Raw genomic sequence first — 25334 nt, 5'->3', positions numbered from 1 at the left:
TAAGTCGTCAGTAAGTATCTTTATGATTAAATTTATTTAATAAAGGATTCTTATGTCAACTACACTTATTAATGATTTATCAATTCTATATGTTGAAGATGATGCAACTGTTAGAGAGTCACTATCCTCTACCTTAAAACTTTTATCAAAAAAGATTTATCCAGCTAGTGATGGACTTCAAGCACTAGAAATAATAAAAAACCAAACAATTGATTTAGTTATAACAGATATAAAAATGCCAAAATTAGATGGTCTTGAGTTATCAAAAAAGATACAAGAATTAAATTTAAATATACCAATCTTAATCACAACAGCACATGATGAGATAGATTACTTACATAAAGCAATAGAACTAAATATTGATGCATTTATCACAAAACCTTTAAATATAACTTCTTTGATACAATCAATTACGAAATTAGCAAAAATCATATCAACTAAAAAAGAATTGGAGAAGAAGAAACAACAACTTGAACAATTCAAAAAAGCAGTCAATTTCTCAAATTTGATACTTGATATTTCACAAGAAGGTGAGATATTAAGTATCTCTACAGAAAATTCAATAGAATTTGATTTATTCAATCCAGATAAAATAAAAATAACAAATATAAAAGAGTGTATAAGTGATGAAAACTTTTTACATATTTTAGAAAGTGTTAATGACTTAAATATATTTCATAAAAACTTATCTTTAAAAATAAATGAAGAACAATATACTGTAAATATAACTGCATTTGCAAATGAATATGGGGATGATGTAAAAACAATAAATCTTATTCTCAAAGATTTAACAAAAACATTAAAGAAAAAAGATCAAATAATAGAAAGCCTCTATATTGATCAAAGTACAAATTTAAAAAATAAATTTGCTTTATATAAAAGGATAAATGAACTTTCTACTAGTGATTTAATGCTTTGTATAATTGATTTAGATGATTTTAGAAAACTTACAAAATTATATGGATATAAAATGGGAGATAAAATCTTAAAAATCGTTTCCCAAAAAATATTAAAAATCATAAATGTAGAACAAAAAGAGGAACTCTTATTTGAATTATACAAACTTGAGTCTGATAAATTTGTACTTTTAGTTTTACCGAAAAGCCCTTTAGAAGATGATGATATTAATGCAATAATGAGTAATTTAATAAATAAATTAGAAGATAATTCATTTGAAATAGAAGAAAATGTATCTTTAGATATATCTTTTACTTTTGGAATTGCTTATAATGAAGAAGAAGATATTTTAACAGAAGCTTTAATTGCAAAAGATGTAGCAAGAGAATCAAAAAAAGATTTTGTCATTTATAATAAAATTAAAGGAATAAAAAATATATTTGCTAGAAATTTACAGTTACAAAAAAAGATAAAAAACGCCTTTGATGAAGATAAAATTATTCCTTATTTTCAGCCAATAATAGACAAAAATAAAAATGTAGTAAAATATGAAGCTTTAGCTAGAATAATTGACACAGAAGATAATAAAGTGCTAACTCCTTTTTTCTTTTTAGAGCAAATAAAAGCTTCGAAAAACTACTCTAAATTTACAAAAACAATTATAGAAAAATCTTTACAATGCACAAGTATTTTGCAAAAAGAAATATCTATAAATCTATCTTTTGAAGATATCTCAAATCCCGAAATCATACTTTTTTTAGAAGAGAAACTATTAAAATATAGTTCTATTATAACTATAGAATTATTGGAAAGTGAAGGATTAAAAGATATAGAAAAGACTATTAATTTTTGTAACTTAATGAAAGATTATGGAGCAAAAATTGCTATTGATGATTTTGGAGCAGGATATTCAAATTTTGAGTATTTTTTTACTCTACCAATAGATAAAATTAAAATAGATGGAAGTTTAATAAAAAAAGTGAATGAATACAAAGGATATGTTTTAGTAGAGGCTATAGTTAATTTCTGCAAAAAACTAGATATCAAAGTTGTTGCTGAATTTGTTGAAGATGAAAAGACTTTTGAAACTCTCAAAAGTCTTGGTGTTGATTGGTTTCAAGGGTACTATTTTAGTAAACCAAAACCTATAGAAGATTTCAAATAATGGAACAAATAAAAAAAGAAAATTATCTTAAAAAATTTAGTATATTTTTCATATTATCAGCTGTATCTTTTACTATTTTAATACTGTGTTTTGCACTATATGAGATTGTAAAATATAGAGATATTATTTATAAAGAGAAAGCACAACATGAAGATTCTCAAAAAACAAATACTATAAACAAATACTATGATAACTATAAGCAACTTTTAAAATCTATACAAATAAATCCTTTGTTTACAATCTATCTAAAAAATCCTTCTAAAGAGAATCTAAAGAATTCCATATCCCTTTTTGAAAGTTTTGTTTCTTATGATAAACATATAACTCAATTGAGATATATTGATATAAAAGGACAAGAACAAATAAGAATTGATAGATCAAATGTAAATAGTAATTACAAAATCATAAAAAATCCTATTTTACAAAATAAAGAACATAGAGATTATTTTGAAAAAAGTATCAAACTAGCAAAAGGTGAAGTTTATACCTCAAAAATCGATTTAAATATAGAAAATAAAAAAATAGAAATTCCTTATAAACCAGTTTTAAGATTTGCAGTACCTATTTTTGAAGAGAATAAAAGAGTTGGTATCCTCATAATAAATATTTTTGCAGAAGAATTATTAGACACTATAAAAGAATCAAAAGATTTTGATATAACTATTTACGACCAAGATAAAGAAGTTTTAGTATCTAATAATAACTTGCAAAATGAATGGACAAGATATTTAAAAAAAGCAAAAGTAATAAATAAAAATTCTATTATTTTTGAAGATTTATTAATAAAAAGTTCTGATTATGAGAACTTGTTTATAGCTTTTTCTTCAAAAAGTTGGCTCAATAGATTTTTGGCTTTTTTTGACTATAAAATCTTTTTATTATTTGCCTTAGTTATATTCATAGCTTTTCTTTCAGCTTATTATTTAGCTAGGATTCCAAAAAAACTTTTTGATAAAATTACTTCACAGCAAGAAATACTAATCCAACAATCAAAAACATCTGCAATGGGAGAGATGATAGCAATACTTGCGCACCAATGGAGACAGCCATTGAATCAAATCTCTGTTTTGATACAAGAAATAGAATTCAAAAAACAGCTAAATCTTTTAAGTGATGAAGAGTTTGAAACTATTTCAAACAAAATAAAAAATAGTTTATCTTATATGTCCCATACAATAAATGACTTTAGAGATTTTTTAAAACCCTCAAAAGAAAAAAACAAATTTAATATTTTAGATGCAATAAAAGATACCATTACCTTAATTGATGCAAAATTTTTAAATGATTATGTATCGTGTGAGATTATAAATAATTCTAATTCAATAAATGAATATACTATAACTTCTTATGAAAATGAATTTAAACATGTAATAATTAATATCTTAAATAATTCAATAGATGCATTAAAAATGAGTAATGAAGAAGCTGATAAAAAAATCACAATAGAGTTATCTAGCAAAAAGAATATTATAAACATAAAAATTTCTGACAATGGAGGTGGAATAGAAGATTCTATAAAAGATAAAATCTTCGAACCTTACAAATCAACAAAAGAAGCACAACAAGGGACTGGACTAGGGCTTTATATGTCTAAATTAATTATTGAAAATAACTTTCATGGTAAAATATCTGCCAAAAACTTAGACAATAAAGCAGTCTTTACAATCACCCTTTATAAAGATTTAATATGATGCCATCATCTTATCAACTTGCCCCCAGGTTAAGTCATCACTTTTTTTATCTTTTTTAAACATATTGTAAATATATCTTGCAAACATATCTGTTTCTAAATTTACTTTTGAGCCTATTTTATAAGTTTTAAACAGAGTATTTTCAACAGTATGGGGAATAATTGTAAGCCTAAAAGAGTCTTCCATCACTTCATTAACAGTTAAAGAAACCCCATCAATACTAACACTTCCCTTTGGAATAATATATTTTGAATACTCTTTAGGTAGAGAGATTATAAAATCAGTAGAATTTCCATTTTTTTTTATTGATTTTACAGTTCCTAGACAATCCACATGACCTTGTACAATATGTCCTTCAAATCTATCACCCATCATCATAGCAGGCTCCATGTGAACCTTACCTTTATAGTTTTCCATAGCTAATATTTTTTGAGATTCAGGAGAAAGTTCTACACTAAATGTCCCACTTGAAACTCTAACAACTGTCAAACATGCTCCATTTATTGAGATAGAGTCTCCAATCTTTGGTTCATATTTTGCTTTTAGTGTAAGTACATTTGATTTGAAACTTAGCACCTCAGCCATCTCTCTTATTAGTCCTGTGAACATGTTTTTCCTTTAAAATTGCTGTAAATCTTGAAATATTTGGTATAATACCGAAAACTTATTGAGAAGCTAATTTTAAACTATTCTAATTTTTTAACCTAACTTTCAAACACTTTTCAATATAAACAAAAAAAGATAAAGATACATTAGACAATTGTATACTTATGGAGATAAAATGAAATATGATGTAATCGTAGTCGGTGGAGGACATGCTGGAATTGAAGCCTCATTGGCAAGTGCAAGAATGGGTAAAAAAACTCTTCTTGTAACTATGCTAGTTGAACAAATCGGAGCAGCAAGTTGTAACCCCGCTATTGGTGGATTGGCAAAAGGACATTTAGTAAGAGAATTAGATGCCCTTGGTGGAGAGATGGGACTTTGTACAGATAGTGCAGGTATTCAATTTAGAATATTAAACGCTTCTAAAGGTGCAGCAGTTCAAGGAAGTCGTGCACAAATTGATATGGATAGATATAGAACATACATGAGAAAAGTATGTCACAATACAGAAAATCTAGAAATCTATCAAGATGAAGTAAGTTCACTTTTAACAAAAGATGAAAATGGTCTTGAGGTTTGTGGTGTAAAAACAAAACTTGGTGAAGAGTTCGAATCAAAAAAAGTAATCCTTACAACGGGAACATTTATGAAAGGTCTTATTCACATAGGAACTTCAACTTATGATGCGGGAAGAGCGTGGGAATTACCCTCTTCTACTTTATCAACACAGCTAAAAGAGTTTGGACTAAATGTTGGAAGATTAAAAACAGGAACACCTGCAAGAATTGATGCAAAATCAATAGACTTTTCAAAAATGGAAGAGCATGGAGGAGATGAAAAACCAACTCCTTTCTCATTTAGAACAGATAAGTCAACTTTTAACCCAAAACAACACCCTTGTTATATCACATATACAAACTTGGGAACACATGGGAAAATAAGCAGTAATTTCCACAGAGCACCTCTATTTACTGGACAAATCAAAGGAAGTGGACCTAGATACTGTCCAAGTATTGAAGATAAGGTAAATAGATTTTCTGAGAGAGATAGACATCAACTGTTTTTAGAGCCTCAAACTGCAATGGCAACAGAATATTATATCAATGGATTAAGTACTTCTATGCCAATTGATGTTCAAAAAGAGATGATACACTCAATAGCTGGTTTAGAAAATGCCAAAATTGTGAGATATGGATATGCCATAGAGTATGATTATGTTGACCCAACAGAACTAAAACATACCCTTGAAACTAAAAAAGTAAAAAACCTATATCATGCTGGGCAAATTAATGCTACTACAGGATATGAAGAAGCAGCTTCTCAAGGACTAATGGCTGGTATCAATGCTTCACTTGCAATTGATAATAAAGAGCCTTTAATCCTAAGAAGAGATGAAGCATACATTGGTGTTTTGATTGACGATTTAGTTACAAAAGGAACAGCTGAACCATATAGAATGTTTACAAGTCGAGCAGAATATAGACTACTTCTAAGAGAAGAAGGAGCAGATATAAGACTTAGTGAGTACGGTCATAAAATTGGACTTATAAGTGATGAAACAATCCAAAAAGTACAATACAAAGAAAAATGTATAAAAGGAGCAATTGATTTTATGAAAGAAGAGTGGTTTACTTCAAAAAAAGAGAATCTAGAACTTCTAGAAAAACTTGGACAAGATAAAATCAAAGATAGAGTTTTATTACTTGATATAGTTGGAAGAAATGGTGTTACAACAGAAAACTTTGATGAACTTTGCCCTCAATTTAAAGAGCTAGATAACTATATAAAAGAGCAAATAATAATTGAAGCGAAATATTATAGATATGTTGAAAAACAACAAAAACAAATAGAAAAAATGAAAAAAATGATTCAATTAAAAATACCAGAAAATTTTGATTATAAAGAAATCCCTGGACTTTCAAATGAAGCAATCGAAAAGCTAGAAAAGTTTAGACCACCAACTCTTTTCAATGCAGGAGAAATTTCAGGAATAACACCAGCTGCAGTTGATGTTATTCATTTGTATATAAATTTACAATGTAAGATACAAAAGTAAATGATAATATACATTAGTTAGTGATAATTTAATGCCTACTTCAACTAGAAATTTGACCCTTGATTTTATGCAAACTGAAAAAGGTCAATATTCTAGTTTTAAATTAAATGCTATTCTTGGATTAAAATATAACCACAATAATAAAAATAGCCACAACTTTTTAGTACAGTTCCAAAACATAAAGACTAACTATCTAGAAACAGTTGAAATCACCCCAGAACTTTTAAGATATAAATTTAAACTAGGAAATACTTATAAAGAAGGTAAACTCGTTAATAAAGATTTAAATGAGTTTGAAGATTATCTTGAAATTGATACTTTACAAATGAAAGAACAACAACCTATTTATAAAGTACTTTCAAAAAATAGTATCAAATATATTTTAGGTAATAATGATTTTAATGCCTTTAAATACGGAGGGAACTTTTGCTATGTACATGAAAATGAAGATGCTAAATATATTATTCCTTCATATGTTATAGCACTTTATTACTATTTTAAATCTTCTTCTATGAAAGAGTCTTTGTATAAAGGAAATCCATTTATTTTATATGATAGTGTAAATTCAAATCTAGGCGATAAGACAGATGCTATCTTAGTATTAGAGTCACATGCTTCTAAACTTGATGGACCATTTATATATAGATTTTTGACAGATGAAATTGCACAAAAAGGTTTCGTAGATTTTTCAAGATATATTTCAGCATTTAAAACTAAAAATGATATGGATAAAAAGCCTACGGTTTTAATCCCTATAAAAGCCTTATTCCCGACAAGAGAAATTTTTAATATCAAAATACGATACATTGAAATAGAAGATAGTTCTAGCAATAAAAAAACTTATCTTGTAAATGAAATACAAAATGATGATTCAACCTTAGATTTTGAAAAGCTTACTATTTTAAAGAAAAAGAAAAAAGATAGGAAGATTGATCCAAATGATGAAGAGGGATTGCATATAAAAGGTAGAAAACCTAAAAAAAGAAAGAAAACTGTTAATACTGATACACCTTCTTTGATTTATGGTACAAACAAAATTAGAGAAATTGAAAATACTCAAAACCTATCATTAATAAATAAAGATATTACATATGGCTCACTTGAAGAAGAGAACCCAAATGTACCTATAGTAACTGACAAAGAAAAAAAAGGTGAAGTATCAGTAAGTTTTTCAAAAGGAGAAAACTCTGGTGATGAAACAGCACAACAATCAAGATTAGAAACAGATAATGATAATAAAAATGAAGTTTCTAAACCTCCTACTTTTGATATCTTTTTAGAAAGTATTGAATTTATTGAAAACTCTAATCTTGTTAGTGAATTTATATATAATGACATACCAAAGAATGTACCTGTTAGCTATACAAAAAGTGATGAACTAACAAGTCAATGTTCTATCCATAACAGAATAAAACAATATGTTACTTGTGCTTTTGAATACAATGACATAAAAATAGTTTTAATTGAAGTAGAGTCAGAACATAATGACTTTGCAACTTGGGTTATTGCTTCAAAAAATGAAATATTTGAAGATGCAATTACTGAAGCTCTTGAGATGAGATATTCTGAACAAAAGGTTTTACAAGAAATAAAAGATACTTATAATGATTTAAATACACTAAAGTTTAATACTCATCGGCATGCTCAAATCAATGATGAAAATGAGCATGAAGAGGTTCTGGAGAGATGGTTATTAAGATTACTAAATATAATTAATTGGCATTAACTTAGAATGTTTTAAGAATTATTTTACAATAATAATATATAAAATAAGGACAAGTATGAAAGAACTAATAAACATTGAATCTAAGCAAGACCTCGAAAAATTACTTTTAGCTATAATAGAAGATAAAGAAATAGAAATTAAAGAAGTAAAACCTATTGCATTTAACTTAAGATTTAAAGGTGAAAAGTTTAAAGTTAATAATGGTTATATTTCTGCAGACTTTGCAGATTTGTTAGTTACATTTAAAAAAGATTATAGAGAATTTTTAGTAACTACTATTGGCAAATCAAAAGCAAGAGAAACTGAAATATTTTTCAAAGTTGAAGATGGTAGTATTCAATTAGACTTTCTTAATGATCTACCAAAAGAAATATGGGAGCAAATTAATAAAATGACTGGAAAACAAATTTCAATAACCCTAATAATTGCTATATTAGCATACTTTTCTTCAAGTTCTTGGCAAAATTATTTAGATACTCAAAAAGAAACATTAAAAATTTATTTAGACAGTAAAAATAAATCAGATGCTTTTGAAATTGCTTCCAATGCAATAGATATTTTAAAAGAAAATAAAAAACTTGAAGTGAGAAAGAATAGACCTATAAAAACAGCTATTGAAATGTTATCTACAAATGAGGAATTAGAGATACAAACAGATGAAACAAAAAAAGAATTATACAATGAAACTGATGCTGAAAAATTTGCTTATGATGAAGAAGAAAAAGATACTATCACAAAATATAATGAAAGTTTCAATATTAAAGGTTTTACAAAAGAAACCTATGGATGGAATATTAAAATAGAAAGTCACAATAAAGAAATGAAACCAAAAACTTTTTGGGCAACTTCAAAATTATTACCAGAAAATAATATTAAACTATTTGAGGATGCAGATAATAATAAGGCAAGAAAATTAGAAGTTACTGTTGTGAAGAATAAAGGAAAAGTAACAGAAGCTTATATTACTAATTTAATAATAAAAAAATAATAATAAAATAGTTCTTACCTTTATAAATACTTTTATACTTTAAAAATAAATTGGAATTAATGCTAATTTATTTAATATTGTATAATAAAACTTAAACTTTATATAATTAGATATTTTCTTATATTGGATAAAATTTTGAATACTAAAACAATAACAATCTTTTCGTGGAATGTAAATGGAATAAAAGCTATTTCTAATAAAAAAGCTTTACTTTGGGTTGATACATTTAAACCAACAATTTTATGCTTACAAGAAATTAGAACTCAAGAAAAAGACATCCCAAATACCTTTAACAAAGTTTATAAAAATATTGCCATTAACTGTGGAAATGTAAAAGGAATGTCTGGAACCTTGACCTATACAGACTTAAATTTGGAAAGCGAAAGTTTTACTGAAGAAGTGGATATAAAAAGTGAAGGTAGAATTATTGAACACCATCATAAAAATATTGTTATTTTTAATGTTTATATTCCAAATGGAAAATCATCAGAAAAAAGACTAAAATATAAAATCAATTTTTTGAATAAATTTTATAGATACAGTGAAAGATTAAGAAAAGAAGGAAAATCTATTATCATATGTGGTGATTTTAATACTGCTCATAAAAATATAGATTTAAAAAAAACAAAAATACATTCAAAATCAGGATTTTCAGATACAGAAAGATTGTGTCTAGATAAATTTCTTAAAAAAAACTATCTTGATACATACAGATTTATACATGGAGAAAAAAAAGAAGCATATACATGGTGGTCCTATCGTTCTAATGGAAGATTAAAAAATGAAGGCTGGAGAATTGATTATATTTTTATTTCAAAAGATTTAAAAAACAATTTAAAGAATGCTTTTATTCTTGATGAAGTAATAGGTTCGGATCATTGTCCAATTGGGATAGAATTAGTAATTTAAGAAAAATATAACATATGTGTTATATTTATATCACTTATGTTGTATTTTTCTTTCAATGTTTTTTATTTAGTTTATGGTATATTATAGTAATTAAAGAAAGTTTATTAGTTAGGTTTTAATGATAGATAAAAAATGGTCGAATTATATTAAATCTTTATTGAAAGCAGAAATAAAAAAGAAAAATATAACTTATGAACAACTTTCTATTAAATTAAAAAACTTAGGAGTTTTAGAAACTCCAGAATCAATAAATACTAAAATTAATAGAGGAACTTTTAGTAGTGTCTTTTTTATTCAGTGTTTACTTGCAATTGATGTACAAAAAATAAAGTTTGAAAGACCCTAATGACAATAAAGACAGAATATTTTAGAGATTCTAAATACAATATTAATTCATCTTCTTATAATACACTTTCATATTCAACATTTTCTAAAATTCATCAAATGACTGCTTACCTTGCAATGTTTCCACCTAGCCTACCAAACTATTTTATTGAAAACTTTTCAAAAAAAAATGATTTAGTTTTTGACCCTTTTTCAGGAAGAGGAACAACTATCTTTGAAGCATGTAGATTGGGAAGAATTGGTATTGGAAATGATTTAAACCCATTGGCTGTATGCTTAACAAAAGCAAAGGCTAACTTACCTTTAAATATTAAAAATATCCATAAGCGTATTAATGAACTTGAAAAGAGATACATAAAACCTGATACTAATAACATTTCTGAAGACATAAAAATTTTATACGATGAAGAAACTACTTTAGCTCAGCTAATATATTTAAAAAAAGAATTAAGTAAAAAGAAAAAGATTGATAACTTTATTTTAGCAATATTAACAGGTTTAATGCACGGTAAACAACGAAAAGATGGTTCTTCTATCTACTGTAGTATTGATATGCCTAATACTTTTAGTATGTCTCCTAATTATATAAAAAACTTTGTAAAAAAACATGGCCTAACTAAACCAAAACAAAATGTTTTTAATCTTATAAAAAATAGAGTTGAAACTATTTTAAAAGAGACGACAAATACAATTGATCAACAAAATAGTTTTAAATCATTAAAAAACTATGTTAAAGGGTATTGTTTTAATGCTGATGCAATTAAAAGTTCTGCAAAAATAAAATCTAAATATGGGAAGGAAAGTGTTAAATTAATTGTAACCTCTCCACCTTATTTAAAAGTAATTAATTATGGAAAATATAATTGGATAAGATTATGGCTTCTAGATGAAGATATAGAAAAAGTAGATAAAAATGTTGGTATATACCATAAAACCCAAAAACAAAACTTATCAGACAATTTATCACTTGTAAAATATGCCCTATACATGCAGGATCTTTTTAATAGTTGGAACGAAATACTAAAAAAAGATGGTTATGCTTTTGTAGTTATTGGAGATGTAAATGAAGGTAAAGGTGAAACTTTAAATCTTGCCCAGGAAACTTGGAATTTGATACAAAAAAATGGTGGCTGTAAACTTAATCTAATGAATATTATTACAGATAACCTAAATGAAAATGGGGAAGTTAAAGTTACTAAAATATGGGGAAATAAAAAAGGAAAAGCAACTGAAGTTGACCGCATTATGATACTAAAAAGGAGAACATAATATAATGGAATTTCTTGATAATCTCACATCTAAAAATTCTCAATCAGAAATAGCAGGTGGTTTTTTCGAATCAATTGAATATAATGATGAAAAATTTGTTGGGTTTACATACGAAGTAGATTACAATAATGCAAAAATTCTTACTAATGACAAATGGAAACTTAATGTAAAAGGGCTCCCTCATGGTACCTTCTTAATTGCAATTTATAATAATGAACTATCAAAATATTCTAAAGAGGGAATTTTATTGAGAGTTGTAGATATTGCGAAAATTCCTCAATCAAGTATGATAATTGAAGCTATGATTGACACTTATATGGAACAACCTGAAGCTAGAAAGAATTTGTCTCCTGATGTTTATACTAAAAATTATTATCAATTTTCAGGTTTGAACTGTAGAATTTTAGGTACTTTCTTTTTTGAAGAAAAAGAGTTAAAATTTGGAACAGACCTTGAAAACTTTTTAGGGGCACACAAATATAAAGTATTTAAACCCTCTAATGAACAACTAGCAAAGATTGTAAACTCTAAAAATGAAAAAGACACTGATGAAATTAATCTAGAGGTAAAAATTGGAGATCTTAGGTACTCTTCAAGTAAATCCTATACTTTATTAAATCAAGGTGATTATTCAGTTCCTGTTGTCATAAAACCAAATGATATCGTTGCAAGAAGAACAGCATTCTTTGGTATGACAAGAACTGGTAAATCAAATACTATTAAAATAGTAATGAGTGCTATAGTTGATTTAAATAAAAAATTTATCGAGCACAATAAAACAAAGCAACTAACAACTGAAAGTGAAAACTTTAAAAAAGCTATAGGGCAAATTGTCTTTGACATAAACGGTGAATATACTTTTCCTAATAAACAAGATGTTGGTTCTATTTATGATAAATTTAGTACAAATGGAACAGTTATCAGGTATTCTGTATCTCCTAAAAAAGTTGATAAATATGCAGATGTTAGAGCTTTGCAGTATAATTTTTACAATAACTCTATGTTAGAATTTACCTTTGATTTTTTATGTGAACAATTGATGTTTCAAGATAAACAATATGTAAGTGCTTTTAAAAATGTTAAATTATTTGATACTTATGATGAAGATGATATTGAAAAAAATGAAAAAGAAAAATCTTTTTATAAAAGTAATAGGCTTAGAAAAATTGCTCTATACAAATGTATTTTATACAGAGCTGGCTTTAAAGTTAATCAAAATTACAAACTTTATTTTAAAGGTATAGATGGAGCCTCTATTAGTAATGATGGAATTTCTATTAAAGATGCAGATAAATGGTTTGAAACTAATTATGAATTAATGCAAACTGTAAAATCAAAAAGTACAAGTTTAGATGTTTGGGATAGAGATTATGAAGCTTTATATAATATGCTCCTCGCCAATAGAGGTGGCGGTTATAAAATTTTATTAGAATATTCTAAATTGCACTCAACTAATGGGGATAGTGATTATAAAATTGAGATAGATAAACTGTTAAGAGAAGGAAAAATTGTTCTAGTGGATTTATCAAGTGCTAGTGAACAAATTCAAAAGACTTATATCACAAGACTTTGTACTCATATTTTTAATGAATCCATGAATAAATTTACAGAGGATATAGAACCTGAATTTATACAGATGTATTTTGAAGAGGCACATAATATCTTTCCAAAAGATGATAAAGATTTAAAAAGTATTTACAATAGATTAGCCAAAGAGGGGGCAAAACTAAAACTTGGTATTAGTTACTCTACTCAAGAAGTTAGTTCAATTTCTTCAAGTATCTTAAAAAATACACAAAATTGGTTTATTTCTCATCTTAATAATAGGGATGAATTAAGAGCTTTAGAAAAATATTATGATTTTGGTGATTTTAGTGATAGTATTATGAAAAATAGTGATGTAGGATATGCTAGAATAAAAACTTATTCTAATAATTTTATTATCCCTGTACAAATCAAAAGATTTGAGGTATAACATGGGACAACCAGGGGAAAAAGCATCAAAATTTAATCATCAATATATTATTAATGATAAAAAGGTTCAAGACTACTTAAAAAATTGTTATATACCTGATGTTGAACATTTATCAGATCTTGATCTTAAAGAATTTAGTACAGATTTTTCAACTATAGAAGATAAAGTGGAATCAGACATAGAACAAATCTTCGTTGTAGATGGAGGCTATCAAATAGTTACGATAAAAGACAACTATCCTTCTGCTCAACTTGCATATTATAGTTTAGGCTTTTTATACTTTGATAGAAAATTACTTAAAACCTTAAATGAACAACAAACTATTGATCCTGATGATATTGGAAAATTAAAAAATTTATATAAATATCATTTTGTGCTTCCTGTTAAAATAATAAAATTTAAAACAGGAACCTTTGTTAATACAATAAGAGAAACTATTTTCAAAATTTTTCTTGAAAATAAATTAACTGATAGAGATTCAAAAAGTACTCTTTTAAATACTGTTAAATGGCTTACTTTTAAAGAATATCTTAGTCATGAGAATAAAGGTAAAGGTGAAATTAGTGTAACTTGCCATAATTGTAAAAGTAGAGTAGCCTTTAAAAAAAAATCAACCTATGATGATTGTATTAACGATACTATTAAGTGTGATTGCGGAGAAATAATATATTTTACAGATATTTTTAGTTTACATGATTTAGTTGATGATTTTAATGGTGCAACAGGTATAGTTTCTTATTTAATGAGTGTTTTTGAAGTCTGTTTGATTTTAACTTTTTTTAGGGTAGCCCATGAAAATAAAAAAGCACAAGAATTAGCAAAGTGCATGTTTATAAAAGATGGTTCTTTAGCTTTATATAGTAGGCTAGATGATTTTAATAAATATGTAGTAAGACCTTTTATTCAAACTTTATATAAAGCATCGATTAAAGGTAAAAGAAGTTTTGTAAATATCGTAGGATTAGAAAAGAGTGGTATGTTTATTGAACATCTTTCTAATATGGAAAATAAAATTAAAAATAACACTCTTGTTTTACCTAACTTAAAATATATAAAAAAATACATAACAGGAGATACGTCAACTGTCTTTGGTGAGAATACTTATTTTGGTACAAAGATGATGTATAAACTTGACAATAGTTTATCCTTTGTAGTAGATTTTCCTCTTCCTTGCATTAGTGAAAATAATAAATGTATGGATTATATAAAATATATTAATAACCCAAATGTTGAAGATTTCTTAAATCTTAAAACAATGATTAATATACTTTGTGAACTTCGGTGTGATATGTATAATAGAGCTTTTATTCCAGTTACTCTAATAAATAAACTTGTGTCACTTTCAGATATTCCAAGTAATAAAATGCTTACACTATTTACAAAAGAGTCAATTAGTAACTCTAAAACTATATAAGTGCGAAGAAATGAAAAAATATTCTAATAATTTTATTACATTAGCAGATCTCTACTTAGCTTACAAAAAAGCAAAAGTTGAATCTTTTTATGATGGTAACCATCCAACTTCCATTTCATTCGCCAAATATGAAGAAAATTTGGATAATAACCTAAAAAAATTACAAAAAAAATTACAAGATAAAGAAACACTATGGCATTTAGATAAAGAATACTTAGGAAACTCCCTTTATATGCCTAAATCAATCAATACTTCAAATTGGCAAGAAAAAAGCCACTATGTAGGTCTTGATCCTTTTGAAAACTGGTCCAGACAATTTGATTTAAATAACAAAAAAAAACTCGAAACTACATATAGATTAGTCATTGATGCATCTGTTAATTTTCATATTATTTCAAGCCTTTGGATTCTAAAAGTAGGTCACCTATTTGAAGAAAAACTTAATAAAAACTTTACCTATGGAAATAGACTTAGAAGATATAAAGAAAAAACTGATGAGATAGGCGAAATTAACACAGATACCTTAGGATTATTTCAACCATATTTTTCAGCATACAAGAAGTGGAGAGAAAAAGGTCTCGATACAATGAAAATATCTGTAGAAAAGGGATTGAATATTCATGCAATTACAATGGATTTATCAAGATTTTATCATAATGTAAGTCCAAATTTTATTTTAGCCCCAACATTTCTAAAGATTATTGGGGTAACTTTAGATACAAATAGTAAATTATTGACAGAAGAAATTATTAGTGCCATGAACACTTGGTATAAATACACTCCAGATTACGATTCTCGAACAGAGGGTGCATTGCCCGTAGGACTTTCTGCTTCAAAAATAATCTCAAATATTTTATTATATGAATTTGATAAGCAAATTAACGAACACATTAACCCTCTCTACTATGGTAGATATGTAGATGATATTTTTTTAGTTATTAATTCTCCCCAAGAGATTCAAAATGCAGAAAATCTAATGAATTGGATAACTACCAATATACCATGTTTGCAAAAAAATAATGATAGTTTAACAATTAACTTTCAGTATAGTTTAGATTCAACCTTAATTTTTGGTAGTGATAAGCAAAAAATATTCTATTTATCTAGTGAACATGGTCTTGATTTAATCAATAATATTAATAAGCAAATTAAACTTCAATCTAGTGAATATCGCTTATTAGCTAATCTACCTGATTCAACTTCTGAAATGGCAGCAAGAGCATTACTTAGTACAGCAGATGCTAGCCTTGAAGCAGATGCACTTAGAAAAACAGATGTAGTTTCTATAAAAAGGCTAGGCTTTTCACTATTATTAAAAGATATTGAATCTTATGCAAAAGACTTAAAATCAAGTAATTGGAAAGATTTGAGAGTAAAATTTTATACTCTAATAAATAGATATCTCTTAGCACCTTCAGGTATTTTTGATTATACAGGATATTACAATAGAATATTCTCTATTATGATTGCTTGTAATGATTTAAAAGAAGCTTCAGAGTTTATCGATAATTTAATCTTTACCTTTCAACTCCTTGAAGAAACTACAGATGATAAAACAGATATACAAATTAAATTTAATAGCTATAAACAATATATGGTTAAAGTCCTTATAGAAACTGCTTTTGTTTCTTCAACAGTTAAAGGCTTTGAGGAATGGACGAAACTTGGGAGAATTATACGCAAGCTACAAAATATTACTCAAGATAAAAATCTTCCTTCTAGAAGAGACTCTATAAAAAAACTAAGTAATACCTTATTAATTAAAGATTTAGGGAAACGTCCATATAAAGAATATTGGTATTACTCTCAAACTGAAGATGCGAAGGATAAAGATATACCAAAAAGAAGATCTATTCAAAAAATACTTAAACTCGCTTCTATAAGGTACTTTAGAGAGGCTGCAAATTTAAAAATACCTCATTGGAAAGCATTAACCTTCCCCACAAGACCTCTAACCCTACAAGAAATTATACTAATAATTCCAGAAACACTACATAATAGAAGCCTCTTAAAAAGAGCTATCTTAGGATTAAGAGGTGCAGGAGTTAAAAGTGATGAGATTATAGGCTTTTCAGCTTTGGATGAGACATTACTCCTTAATATTCCAAATAAAATTATAAATAAACAAATTATTGTTGCTTTAACAAGTTATAAAACAGAGGATAAGCAATGGGAAGCTGTTGTAAAAGGTACCCCCGATAGGTCTGTTCAAAGATACTCAAATCTAACGCAATTAATTAATAAAATACTAAAAGAAAAGAACAAAATTAATTATATAACTTTTCCTGAATGTAGTATACCAAGAAGATGGGCCTTCAGTATAGCATATAAGCTTGCCCAACATGGAATTTCATTAATATGTGGCTTAGAATATTATTCAGAACCTAAAATAAAAGGTTTGAAGAATGATAGTTTACTATCCCTAGTTACTGATTGGCCAGGATATAAAACTAATTTAATTTATTTACAATCAAAGTTAAAACCAGCATTAGCTGAAAAAAAATACTTAACTACACAAAGTAAAAAACTATATGAACCACCAATTTCCAATACAAACCTTCCAATTTATAAACATGGTGAATTTTATTTTGGATTATTGATATGCAGTGATCTTACAAATATTCTAAATAGATCTTTTTTTCAAGGTAAAATTGATGGTTTATTTATTTTAGAATGGAATTCAGATATTGAAACATTTAATTCCCTAATAGAATCTACTGCATATGATTTACATTCATTTGTTATACAAATAAACAATAGAACATATGGTGACAGTAGAATAAGAGTTCCTTTTAAGGAATCCTATAAAAGAGATTTAATTCGTGTAAAAGGGGGAATTAGTGACTTTTATGTTTTAGGGAGTATTAACTTTGATGAATTAAGAAGATTTCAAAGACAAAAAAAGTCTTCTCTAAATCCTAAGTTTAAACCCCTTCCTATAGGTTATGAAGTTTCAAGATGGAGAAAACGTAAAACAAATTTTACTTTGTGAATTTTTATAAATTTTTACAAATCCCTTATGAATTGTAAAATGGCAACCTACAATTTCGGCTACATTTTTCTGATTTACAATTTTATCTTGTCTTTCTAAATAATTTATCGCACCAATTACTTCACTTTCACTAATTATTCTTCCACTTTTATTTTCTTTAGGAATAAGTTCTTTTAACATTCGTTCATACCAATAAGGTATATATTTAAGTCCATGAGTGAACTCTTTATATGTTAAATGATTAGATTGAATAAAATCTAAAAAGTTAAAAGGAAAGTTTTTGAATAGATGATAAATCATACTATTTACATAAAAAGTTTTATAAATAGCACTTGCTTTTTTTGAATTATAAACCTCTAATTTTTTGCATATTAATTTATATTCGTCTAGTTTTGAAAAGTTTTTTAAAACTAAATCTTGTTTTCTATCTAACAGATAATATAATCTACAAAAGATATGAAAAAACATTACAGACCAAACTTTTTGTCCATTTATCTCAAAATATCCTCTTTCTAAACCCTCTTCAAACCATCTTATAGCTTCTAAGCCATAATCATCGGGGATATTATCTTGATGTGTATCAGTCAAACCTAAATCTGCACCACAATTGCTACAGTATTTTATCTTATCCGTTAATTCCGTCTTTAAAAGTTTTATTGGTTTATAACAATGCCAACATCTATCAGTTAAAAAAATCTTATGTTTAGGACAAGCTGTATAAAAAAAGTATCTCCACTTCTTTCTCCAATAAGGTATTTCATCGGTTTCTAAACATTTAGGGCAGTACATCAAGCCAAAGTGTGTTCTTTTATCTATTAGTCTTCTTATTTGCTGTGGAGGATATAAACTTTGATTTATAAAAAGATAGCCTTCTTGACTTCGTAAAGATATCTTATGTAGCTCTTCTTTTGTCAAAATACTCTTCATAGCTAACAAATCAAAAAACTCTTGATTGTCATAAAAATCTAAGTCTTTACGAGTATATGAATTTTTTCTTGTATTTTTAATATGCAAATTTAAAAAGGTTGTAGGATACATATAATGGGCATGAGCCATTCTTGTTAGCCATGAGCTTAAAAGTTCATCTTCTAAAGGGTGTAAATGTATTTGAAATGGATAGTTTAGTTCTTTTTTGAGATCATAACGACTCCTTTATCTCTTTTTTTGTAATTCTTTCACTTTTTGTTCTAATAGCATAAATTGAAGCATCTTTTAAAATATCTATTGCTTCTCCAATACATCCTTTTGATAGTCCATGAAGATAACTTAGTAATTCATAATTTTTAAATATATTTGATGCTTTTTTTAATGGTAACATAGCTTCCATAGTAGCAATAAACCTTAAGAAGTTTTCATCATTATTCCATAGTGGTAATTCATAAGGTTTAAATCTTGATTTTGTTTGATTATCAATTGATATGGCAGACATAGCATCTTGAGTACCTGCAAGGATTATAGGTATTCCTGTTTTATTATTTAATGTTTTAAGGGAGGTAATAAGTTGAGCCATTTTATTATGTGGACCATGTAGTACATTTTGAATCTCATCTATTATTATCAATTTTGTTTTCATCAAATTTAAATAAAAAACTGCCTCTTCCTTTTTCTTTGAGACTTTCTCTTTATGATTCACTGGAACATTCATACTTGATAAGATTTCAGTAAACATTATTGACTCATCAGAAGAGGCTTCAGCTATGACATATACAAGAGGCATCAAGTGAATTAAATCTCCATCTTCATCTATATACTCATCTTTTGCAAATTTTCTGTAAAAACGTTTTAAAATAGCTGATTTCCCATTGTTGCTATCTCCATACAAAAGCATCCCTCTACTTCTTATACTTTTAGGAGCATTGTATATATCTTCAATTTTTGCCAATATTTTATTTGCATCAGGATAATCAATCCATTTATCTTTTTGAATAAAAAAGATTCTTTCTTCATCACTTAAATCAAGATATTTTTTTAGCTGAGGAGATAAATTTTCATTCATACTTCATCCTCCTCTATTAAATCAAAACTAAACAATTCTGGTGTTCCTATCTCTATATTTTTAACAATTGTTTTACTAAGTTCTTCTTGATTTTCTTCTATCTCTTCTTTCACTAATTTTTTCTCTTGCTCAAGTTTTTTGGTTAAATGGTTTTTTGAACTTTTTTTACGTCTTGCTTTTTTTGTTTTAACTTTAGAATTTTCCTCTATATCTCTCATTCTCTTATATGTTTGAAAAAGAGTCATTTCATCAAGTGAATGAGTATCTCCTTTATCTGCTTTTATTTTTGCAATGGTTTCTCTTAGCTCTGAAAGATTTATCTTAGGATTTGTAATATTTCTATATGGTAATTCAAAATATTCCTTTATATCAGGATCATAAAAATATATTTTACTTATATCTCTAGGGTCTCTTTTACAAATAAATAATTTACTTCTTCCTTTTTTAGTTGCAGCTTGGGGAACAATCCATTTTCTTAAAGTTTCTGAGAAATAGGTAACATGATCTAATGTAATACCAGTTTTTTGGACTGTTCTTTCAAAGGAAGGTAGTAGTGAATATCTTAAAAATTTAGTATTTTCTATAATTGGAGGTAAGCCAGTTCCTGGATAATCACCTAAGCCAAAGATTCCTTCCATATATTTCTCTTCAGGAGTCATTTCAAGTTCACTGTGTACTTTTTTATGATACACATTTACAATTAATTCAGTAAACCATTGTTCAAATTCACCTATTGTCATTGCTGCATTCTTTTGAGAATTATAATTTCCTCTTTGAACAATATTAGAGAACATTGTTCCTGATAAATTATGAACTTCACTACTTAAAGTTTTGAAAACACGCTCAACATTTGCACCATAGAACGAGCGACCAACTGGACGCCAATCTATTTCTATAGAATATTGTTCACAAAACCTAGTTAAGTCAATTCCTCTAAATTCACCTGCATTATCGGTAGAAATTTCTCTAGGCAAACCATAAATAGGCCATTCTCCATCAACTCCTTGTTGTTTTAAGAAATCCTCTTTAGGCATAATCATATTTAAAATACACTGCCCAGTATTAAAAAAGCTAACTGGCTCATATGAAATATAAAATCCCATTATCATTCTACTAAATACATCAATTCCTAAAGTAAGATATGCTCTTCCAATAGATTCTCTATTTTCTTCATCAACTAAATCCAAATCCAATGGTGTATGATCTATTTGTACAAGTTCTAAAGGAAAATTACCTCTTGGATTTTTACCTGGTGTTCCCCAAGTGTCAGTTACTTTACTTGAATCCCTTTGTCTTGTAACTTCTTTTGAACTCAAATTATCAATTCGTTTTCTGATTGTATTTAGATGTGGAGGCTTTAAATTTGCATTGTGAAATTTTTCTTGAATGATTCTATAAATATAAGGTATAGAGTATTTTTGTGAATTTAAATAATACTCATCAATAACTGCTTTTATAATTGTTTCATCTTCTTTAGGAAGTCTATTCTTTTTAGGACCTCCTCTTTTCTTTAAATTTGGAACTAAAGAACTTAGAGTTCCCGTACTATTGTAATCTTGTATCCATCTATATATTGTAGGTACACTTGTATTATGTTCTTTTGCAACTTCTTCAACATCTTTTTTTGTATTTCTTTTACCTGTTAATAAGGGCTTTATAATCTTATATTTTTTATTTGCTTCTTCCCATTCTTCTTTATCATATAGGCTAATATCTACTTCTTGGATTTTTTCTGGCATTGATTTTAAAGTGTGAATTTTCAAAACTTTAAACTCATAAGGGAATTCGATCTCTTTTGCTAAAACTTCTTTTGTGGAGATTTGTTTAGATATTTCATATTCTCTATTTTCAAAATAAACTTTTGCACCTATATTTAAAGAAATTTTATTCATCATTTAACCTTAGTTGTGAGTTCATATTTATTTGTATGTTTTGATAATCAAGTTTAATGAGCTTATCAAACACCAATTTCCAAACATATGGTAAATATTTAGCTTGCTCAAATCTATTTTCAGTAATTAATGTTAATAGTTCCAAAACAGATAATTCAGCGTTTTCTTTTAAAATTTTAAGGATTATTTGTTCCTTTTCATTATCACTTGGATGAAAAGCAAATGAGTAAAGAAACTCCATATTTCTTAATGTTTGTATATCAATACATCTCTCATCAAAAGTATCAAAAATCAAATCATTTTGTTCTGCATATAGTCTTGCTTGATTAAATTTGATTTCAAGTTTATCTTTTTTTTCTATCAACTCTGTACTATATTTAACCTCTATAAGTTTTGATTTTCCTTTTTTATAATTAATAAGACAATCTGGATGATAACTTGTGTTTCTATTTTTCAATTTATAATCTATTTTTATAGGTTGTTCTAAATAAGTTAATACATTATCATCAAATTCTAAAGTAACAAATAAAGTTTTTTCAAGCATTGACTCAAAAAATAAACTTCTATCATTTTTCTTACTAGGAAAATATCCAGTTACTGAGCGAAAAGTTTTCTTTGGTTTTCTTTTTGGTAATTTATTATTATTAATTTCCATATTAATACCTTTAGTATTATTATATAATGTATATTATTAAAAAATATGATTGTTTTAGTAATTAATAAAATAATTTTGTAATTTTAAATAATCATTTAACTATAAGTCCTAATAATAAACTTATCTAAAATAATGTACAATTTTAACGGAATTTGGATGTCAGCTCTCCTGCTGTTCCCAACCTTTATTAAGGTAATGCAAAACTGAAAACAAGAATGAGTTATTGTGCCTTTATGGATATAATAAACTTTTTTACTAACGGGAACTTGTAGATTAATATAGTTTATATATATAATGAGGTAATAAGATAATGAAAAAAAATTCACTTTCAGAATATGAGTTTAAAAAAGAAACTCAAGAGTTAAAAATTAAAGAAAATATTAGTTTAACAAAAGCTAAAGATATAATTGCTAAGAAATATGGCTATTCATCTTACTACAAAATAAAACCTTTCCTAAAAAAAATGACTAATTATGATTTAGTTGAAGGGCTACAACTTCCATCTAATGTTCCACAACTAAAAGCTCCAAAAATAGGGAATAAAGAATTAACATCTTTAATTGCAATATGTTTTGGACATATACCACAAGCTAATAAAAATAGAATAGTATATGAGTATGAAATAAACTTAAATGCGACACAGTTTGGAAATATAAAAGAAGATACAAAAATCAAACTTTATAATATACTTTCAACTATCATGGATGTTAATACTTTGCTACAAGAATCCTTCTTTTCAGAATTAAGTATATTAGATGGAGTAGTTAAGATGAAATCTCTTTTCTTAATTAATTTTCCATTTGGAAAAAAAAGAGAGTTACTAGAAGATGTATATGACCAAGACCTTATTACTCTTATTTTTTCAATAAAACACACAAACAAAGAGGCCATAAAAAAGAACAATGAGCTAAATGCGGATAAATCTTTAGATAAAAACATTGAAAAGCTTTGTCTATTAACTTCAATTAATGAAGACAATACTAAACAAATACTTCTAATTGAACTAAATATAAATATTAGAGAAGGTAAGGTACTATCAAGGCAATATGATAAATTTGGTGTAGTACCAAAATTACTTTATCTAAATGATAGTTTTAACAAAGAGAAAATAGCTGATGAACTTTTAGATGATGTTATTTTTGAATTAAAAGAATACAGTAAAATAAATAATATCAATATGGAAAAAGATCTAGCTAAAATAAAAGACAACCTTAATTTTAAGATAGATAAAAGTATGATTATTACAAATATCTTAAAAGATATAGTAGGATAGATTCAATATTATATGCAGCGGCAAAGGCTGCATATTTTAAACAGATTAAAGTTTTATACAAAAATAAAAGAATATAGAAAACCATATTCTCATTAATTAATGTATCTCACATACAAAATAAAACAGTAAAAAATGCAACTGCATAAAAAATAAAATTTATCATCTTATTTCTAAAGGCTAAGTTCAAATGAACTTAGCCTTTTTTATTGTAATTATTTTATTTCAAAAGCTATTTATAGGAATAGGCAAGAGAAATAGAGTATTTATATAGCCATTCCCTTCATAATTTTATATAATAATGTAATAATGAAAATATTTCTTAATTAAAGGATTATCATGACTGATTCAATTGATTCGTACAGATTTGAATTAATAGATTTTTTAAAATCAAAATACAGTTTCTCTGGTGCCATACAATCTTATATTCCATGTTTAGATTTTTATTTTTCCAACCAGCCATCAGAATTTACTAGTATCATGTATGAACCGTCATTATGTATTATTTTACAAGGATCAAAAGCTGTAGGTTTTGGGGATAACCTCTACAATTATAATTCAGAAGAGTATTTACTCTCATCAACATATGTACCTGCAAAAGTTCAAATCCTCGAGGCATCACAAGAAAAGCCATATGTATCTTTAAGAATAAGATTTAAAATAGAAGATATTTATGAAGTTCTTAAAAATACTAATCCAGAAAAACTATTGTTTACTAAAAAATCTGAAAAAGGACTCTTTTTTGATGAAATAAACGAACGATTGTATAATCCAATAACAAGACTGGTTAAACTTTTAGATAAGCCTAAAGAAGACATTAACTATCTCTCTCCTTTTATTATTAAAGAGATTCTCTTTATTTTAATTAATGACAAAAGTGGATACTTTTTAAATAAGTTTGCAATGGAAGGTACAATTTCTAATAAAATAGTGAAAGTAATTAATGAAATAAAAGACAATTTTAGTGATAAACTGTCTATTAAAGAATTAGCTGATTTAATCAATATAAGTGAGTCTTCTTTGTACCAAAACTTTAAAACTATTACATCGATGTCTCCCCTTCAGTTTCAAAAAAAACTTAGACTTGAAGAAGCAAAACAGTTACTATTAGGTAGAAACATTGAAATTGCAGAAGTTGCTTATATCGTTGGATATGAGAGTCCTTCTCAATTTAGTAGAGAATTTTCCAGAATGTTTGGTACATCTCCTAAAGCTTTTATACTCTCTAACAAAATAGAACAAACTGCTTAATATTTTTCTTTCTCAAAATGTAGAGTAAACTTCTCTGCATTTCATCTCTTATCATCTAAATTTTTATTTTTATAGTATTAGGCAACTAGCATGGATTAATGTTCTAGTTAAATTCTTTTAAATGAATTAAAATATATAAGAGAAAATTTGGAGAGAACAGATGAAAAAATATTTTTACTAGGTTTCGTTGTGATGTGTATATCACTTCAAGTTAAAGCAAATCAAGGAGAAAAAAAT

At 26.6% G+C, this 25334-nt stretch carries 18 protein-coding genes; 13 read left to right on the top strand and 5 right to left on the bottom strand.

Features of this window, described 5'->3' with window-relative positions; translation table 11 throughout:
- Positions 1–52: 52 nt before the first annotated feature.
- A complete protein-coding gene (locus tag CRU95_RS09015; RefSeq protein ID WP_129100810.1) occupies positions 53–2062 on the top strand; it encodes an EAL domain-containing protein in 2010 nt (669 codons plus the stop codon).
- Entirely contained in the window at positions 2062–3753 is a 1692-nt protein-coding gene (locus CRU95_RS09010; RefSeq protein ID WP_129100809.1) for a sensor histidine kinase, read from the top strand. Before CRU95_RS09015 ends, CRU95_RS09010 begins: the two co-directional genes overlap by 1 nt.
- Here CRU95_RS09010 and ribE read toward each other — a convergent pair.
- Positions 3745–4362 (bottom strand): riboflavin synthase, encoded by a 618-nt coding sequence (ribE, locus tag CRU95_RS09005; RefSeq protein WP_129100808.1) that lies wholly within the window; start codon positions 4360–4362, stop codon positions 3745–3747. The two genes, CRU95_RS09010 and ribE, sit on opposite strands and share 9 nt — an antisense overlap.
- A 172-nt stretch (positions 4363–4534) precedes the next feature.
- On the opposite strand from ribE, the gene mnmG reads away from it, so the two are divergent.
- The 9 genes from mnmG (at position 4535) to CRU95_RS08960 (ending at position 18033) form a co-directional block, all read left to right on the top strand.
- Positions 4535–6415, top strand: coding sequence for a tRNA uridine-5-carboxymethylaminomethyl(34) synthesis enzyme MnmG (mnmG, locus tag CRU95_RS09000; protein WP_129100807.1), 1881 nt, complete (start codon positions 4535–4537; stop codon positions 6413–6415).
- Between the two features lie 31 nt (positions 6416–6446).
- Positions 6447–8141 (top strand): hypothetical protein, encoded by a 1695-nt coding sequence (locus CRU95_RS08995; protein ID WP_129100806.1) that lies wholly within the window; start codon positions 6447–6449, stop codon positions 8139–8141.
- Between the two features lie 55 nt (positions 8142–8196).
- Positions 8197–9129: a hypothetical protein gene (locus CRU95_RS08990; RefSeq protein WP_129100805.1), complete on the top strand. Its 933-nt coding sequence runs from the start codon at positions 8197–8199 to the stop codon at positions 9127–9129.
- Between the two features lie 135 nt (positions 9130–9264).
- Positions 9265–10038, top strand: a complete 774-nt coding sequence (locus CRU95_RS08985) for an exodeoxyribonuclease III (RefSeq protein ID WP_258238669.1) — start codon at positions 9265–9267, stop codon at positions 10036–10038.
- Positions 10039–10156: 118 nt separating this feature from the next.
- Positions 10157–10384 (top strand): DUF6471 domain-containing protein, encoded by a 228-nt coding sequence (locus tag CRU95_RS08980; RefSeq protein ID WP_129100804.1) that lies wholly within the window; start codon positions 10157–10159, stop codon positions 10382–10384.
- Positions 10384–11652, top strand: coding sequence for a DNA methyltransferase (locus CRU95_RS08975; RefSeq protein ID WP_129100803.1), 1269 nt, complete (start codon positions 10384–10386; stop codon positions 11650–11652). The genes CRU95_RS08980 and CRU95_RS08975 overlap by 1 nt, the downstream gene beginning before the upstream one ends.
- A 4-nt stretch (positions 11653–11656) precedes the next feature.
- Positions 11657–13627 (top strand): ATP-binding protein, encoded by a 1971-nt coding sequence (locus tag CRU95_RS08970; protein WP_129100802.1) that lies wholly within the window; start codon positions 11657–11659, stop codon positions 13625–13627.
- 1 nt (position 13628) lies between these two features.
- Positions 13629–15041, top strand: a complete 1413-nt coding sequence (locus CRU95_RS08965; protein WP_129100801.1) for a DNA double-strand break repair nuclease NurA — start codon at positions 13629–13631, stop codon at positions 15039–15041.
- A 10-nt stretch (positions 15042–15051) separates the two neighbouring features.
- Complete coding sequence (locus tag CRU95_RS08960) at positions 15052–18033, top strand: RNA-directed DNA polymerase (RefSeq protein ID WP_129100800.1); 2982 nt, start codon at positions 15052–15054, stop codon at positions 18031–18033.
- Here the strand turns inward: CRU95_RS08960 and CRU95_RS08955 are convergent.
- From CRU95_RS08955 to CRU95_RS08940, 4 genes are read right to left on the bottom strand one after another with little or no spacing between them, the layout of a single operon-like run.
- On the bottom strand, positions 17995–19140 hold the full coding sequence (locus CRU95_RS08955) for a TniQ family protein (RefSeq protein WP_129100799.1): 1146 nt from the start codon (positions 19138–19140) through the stop codon (positions 17995–17997). The two genes, CRU95_RS08960 and CRU95_RS08955, sit on opposite strands and share 39 nt — an antisense overlap.
- Before the next feature lie 31 nt (positions 19141–19171).
- Positions 19172–20029, bottom strand: coding sequence for a TniB family NTP-binding protein (locus CRU95_RS08950; RefSeq protein WP_129100798.1), 858 nt, complete (start codon positions 20027–20029; stop codon positions 19172–19174).
- On the bottom strand, positions 20026–21921 hold the full coding sequence (locus CRU95_RS08945) for a Mu transposase C-terminal domain-containing protein (RefSeq protein ID WP_164969758.1): 1896 nt from the start codon (positions 21919–21921) through the stop codon (positions 20026–20028). Before CRU95_RS08945 ends, CRU95_RS08950 begins: the two co-directional genes overlap by 4 nt.
- Positions 21914–22576: a TnsA endonuclease N-terminal domain-containing protein gene (locus tag CRU95_RS08940; RefSeq protein ID WP_129100796.1), complete on the bottom strand. Its 663-nt coding sequence runs from the start codon at positions 22574–22576 to the stop codon at positions 21914–21916. Before CRU95_RS08940 ends, CRU95_RS08945 begins: the two co-directional genes overlap by 8 nt.
- Before the next feature lie 310 nt (positions 22577–22886).
- On the opposite strand from CRU95_RS08940, the gene CRU95_RS08935 reads away from it, so the two are divergent.
- A complete protein-coding gene (locus CRU95_RS08935) occupies positions 22887–23849 on the top strand; it encodes a hypothetical protein (protein WP_129100795.1) in 963 nt (320 codons plus the stop codon).
- A 336-nt stretch (positions 23850–24185) separates the two neighbouring features.
- The gene (locus CRU95_RS08930; protein WP_129100794.1) at positions 24186–25097 is read left to right on the top strand and encodes an AraC family transcriptional regulator; all 912 of its coding nucleotides are present in this window, start codon (positions 24186–24188) and stop codon (positions 25095–25097) included.
- The last annotated feature ends 237 nt before the right edge of the window (positions 25098–25334 follow it).

This window comes from Arcobacter sp. F2176, assembly GCF_004116465.1.
Lineage (GTDB): Bacteria > Campylobacterota > Campylobacteria > Campylobacterales > Arcobacteraceae > Arcobacter > Arcobacter siniprincipis.
This window is presented reverse-complemented; position numbering and strand designations above follow the sequence as displayed.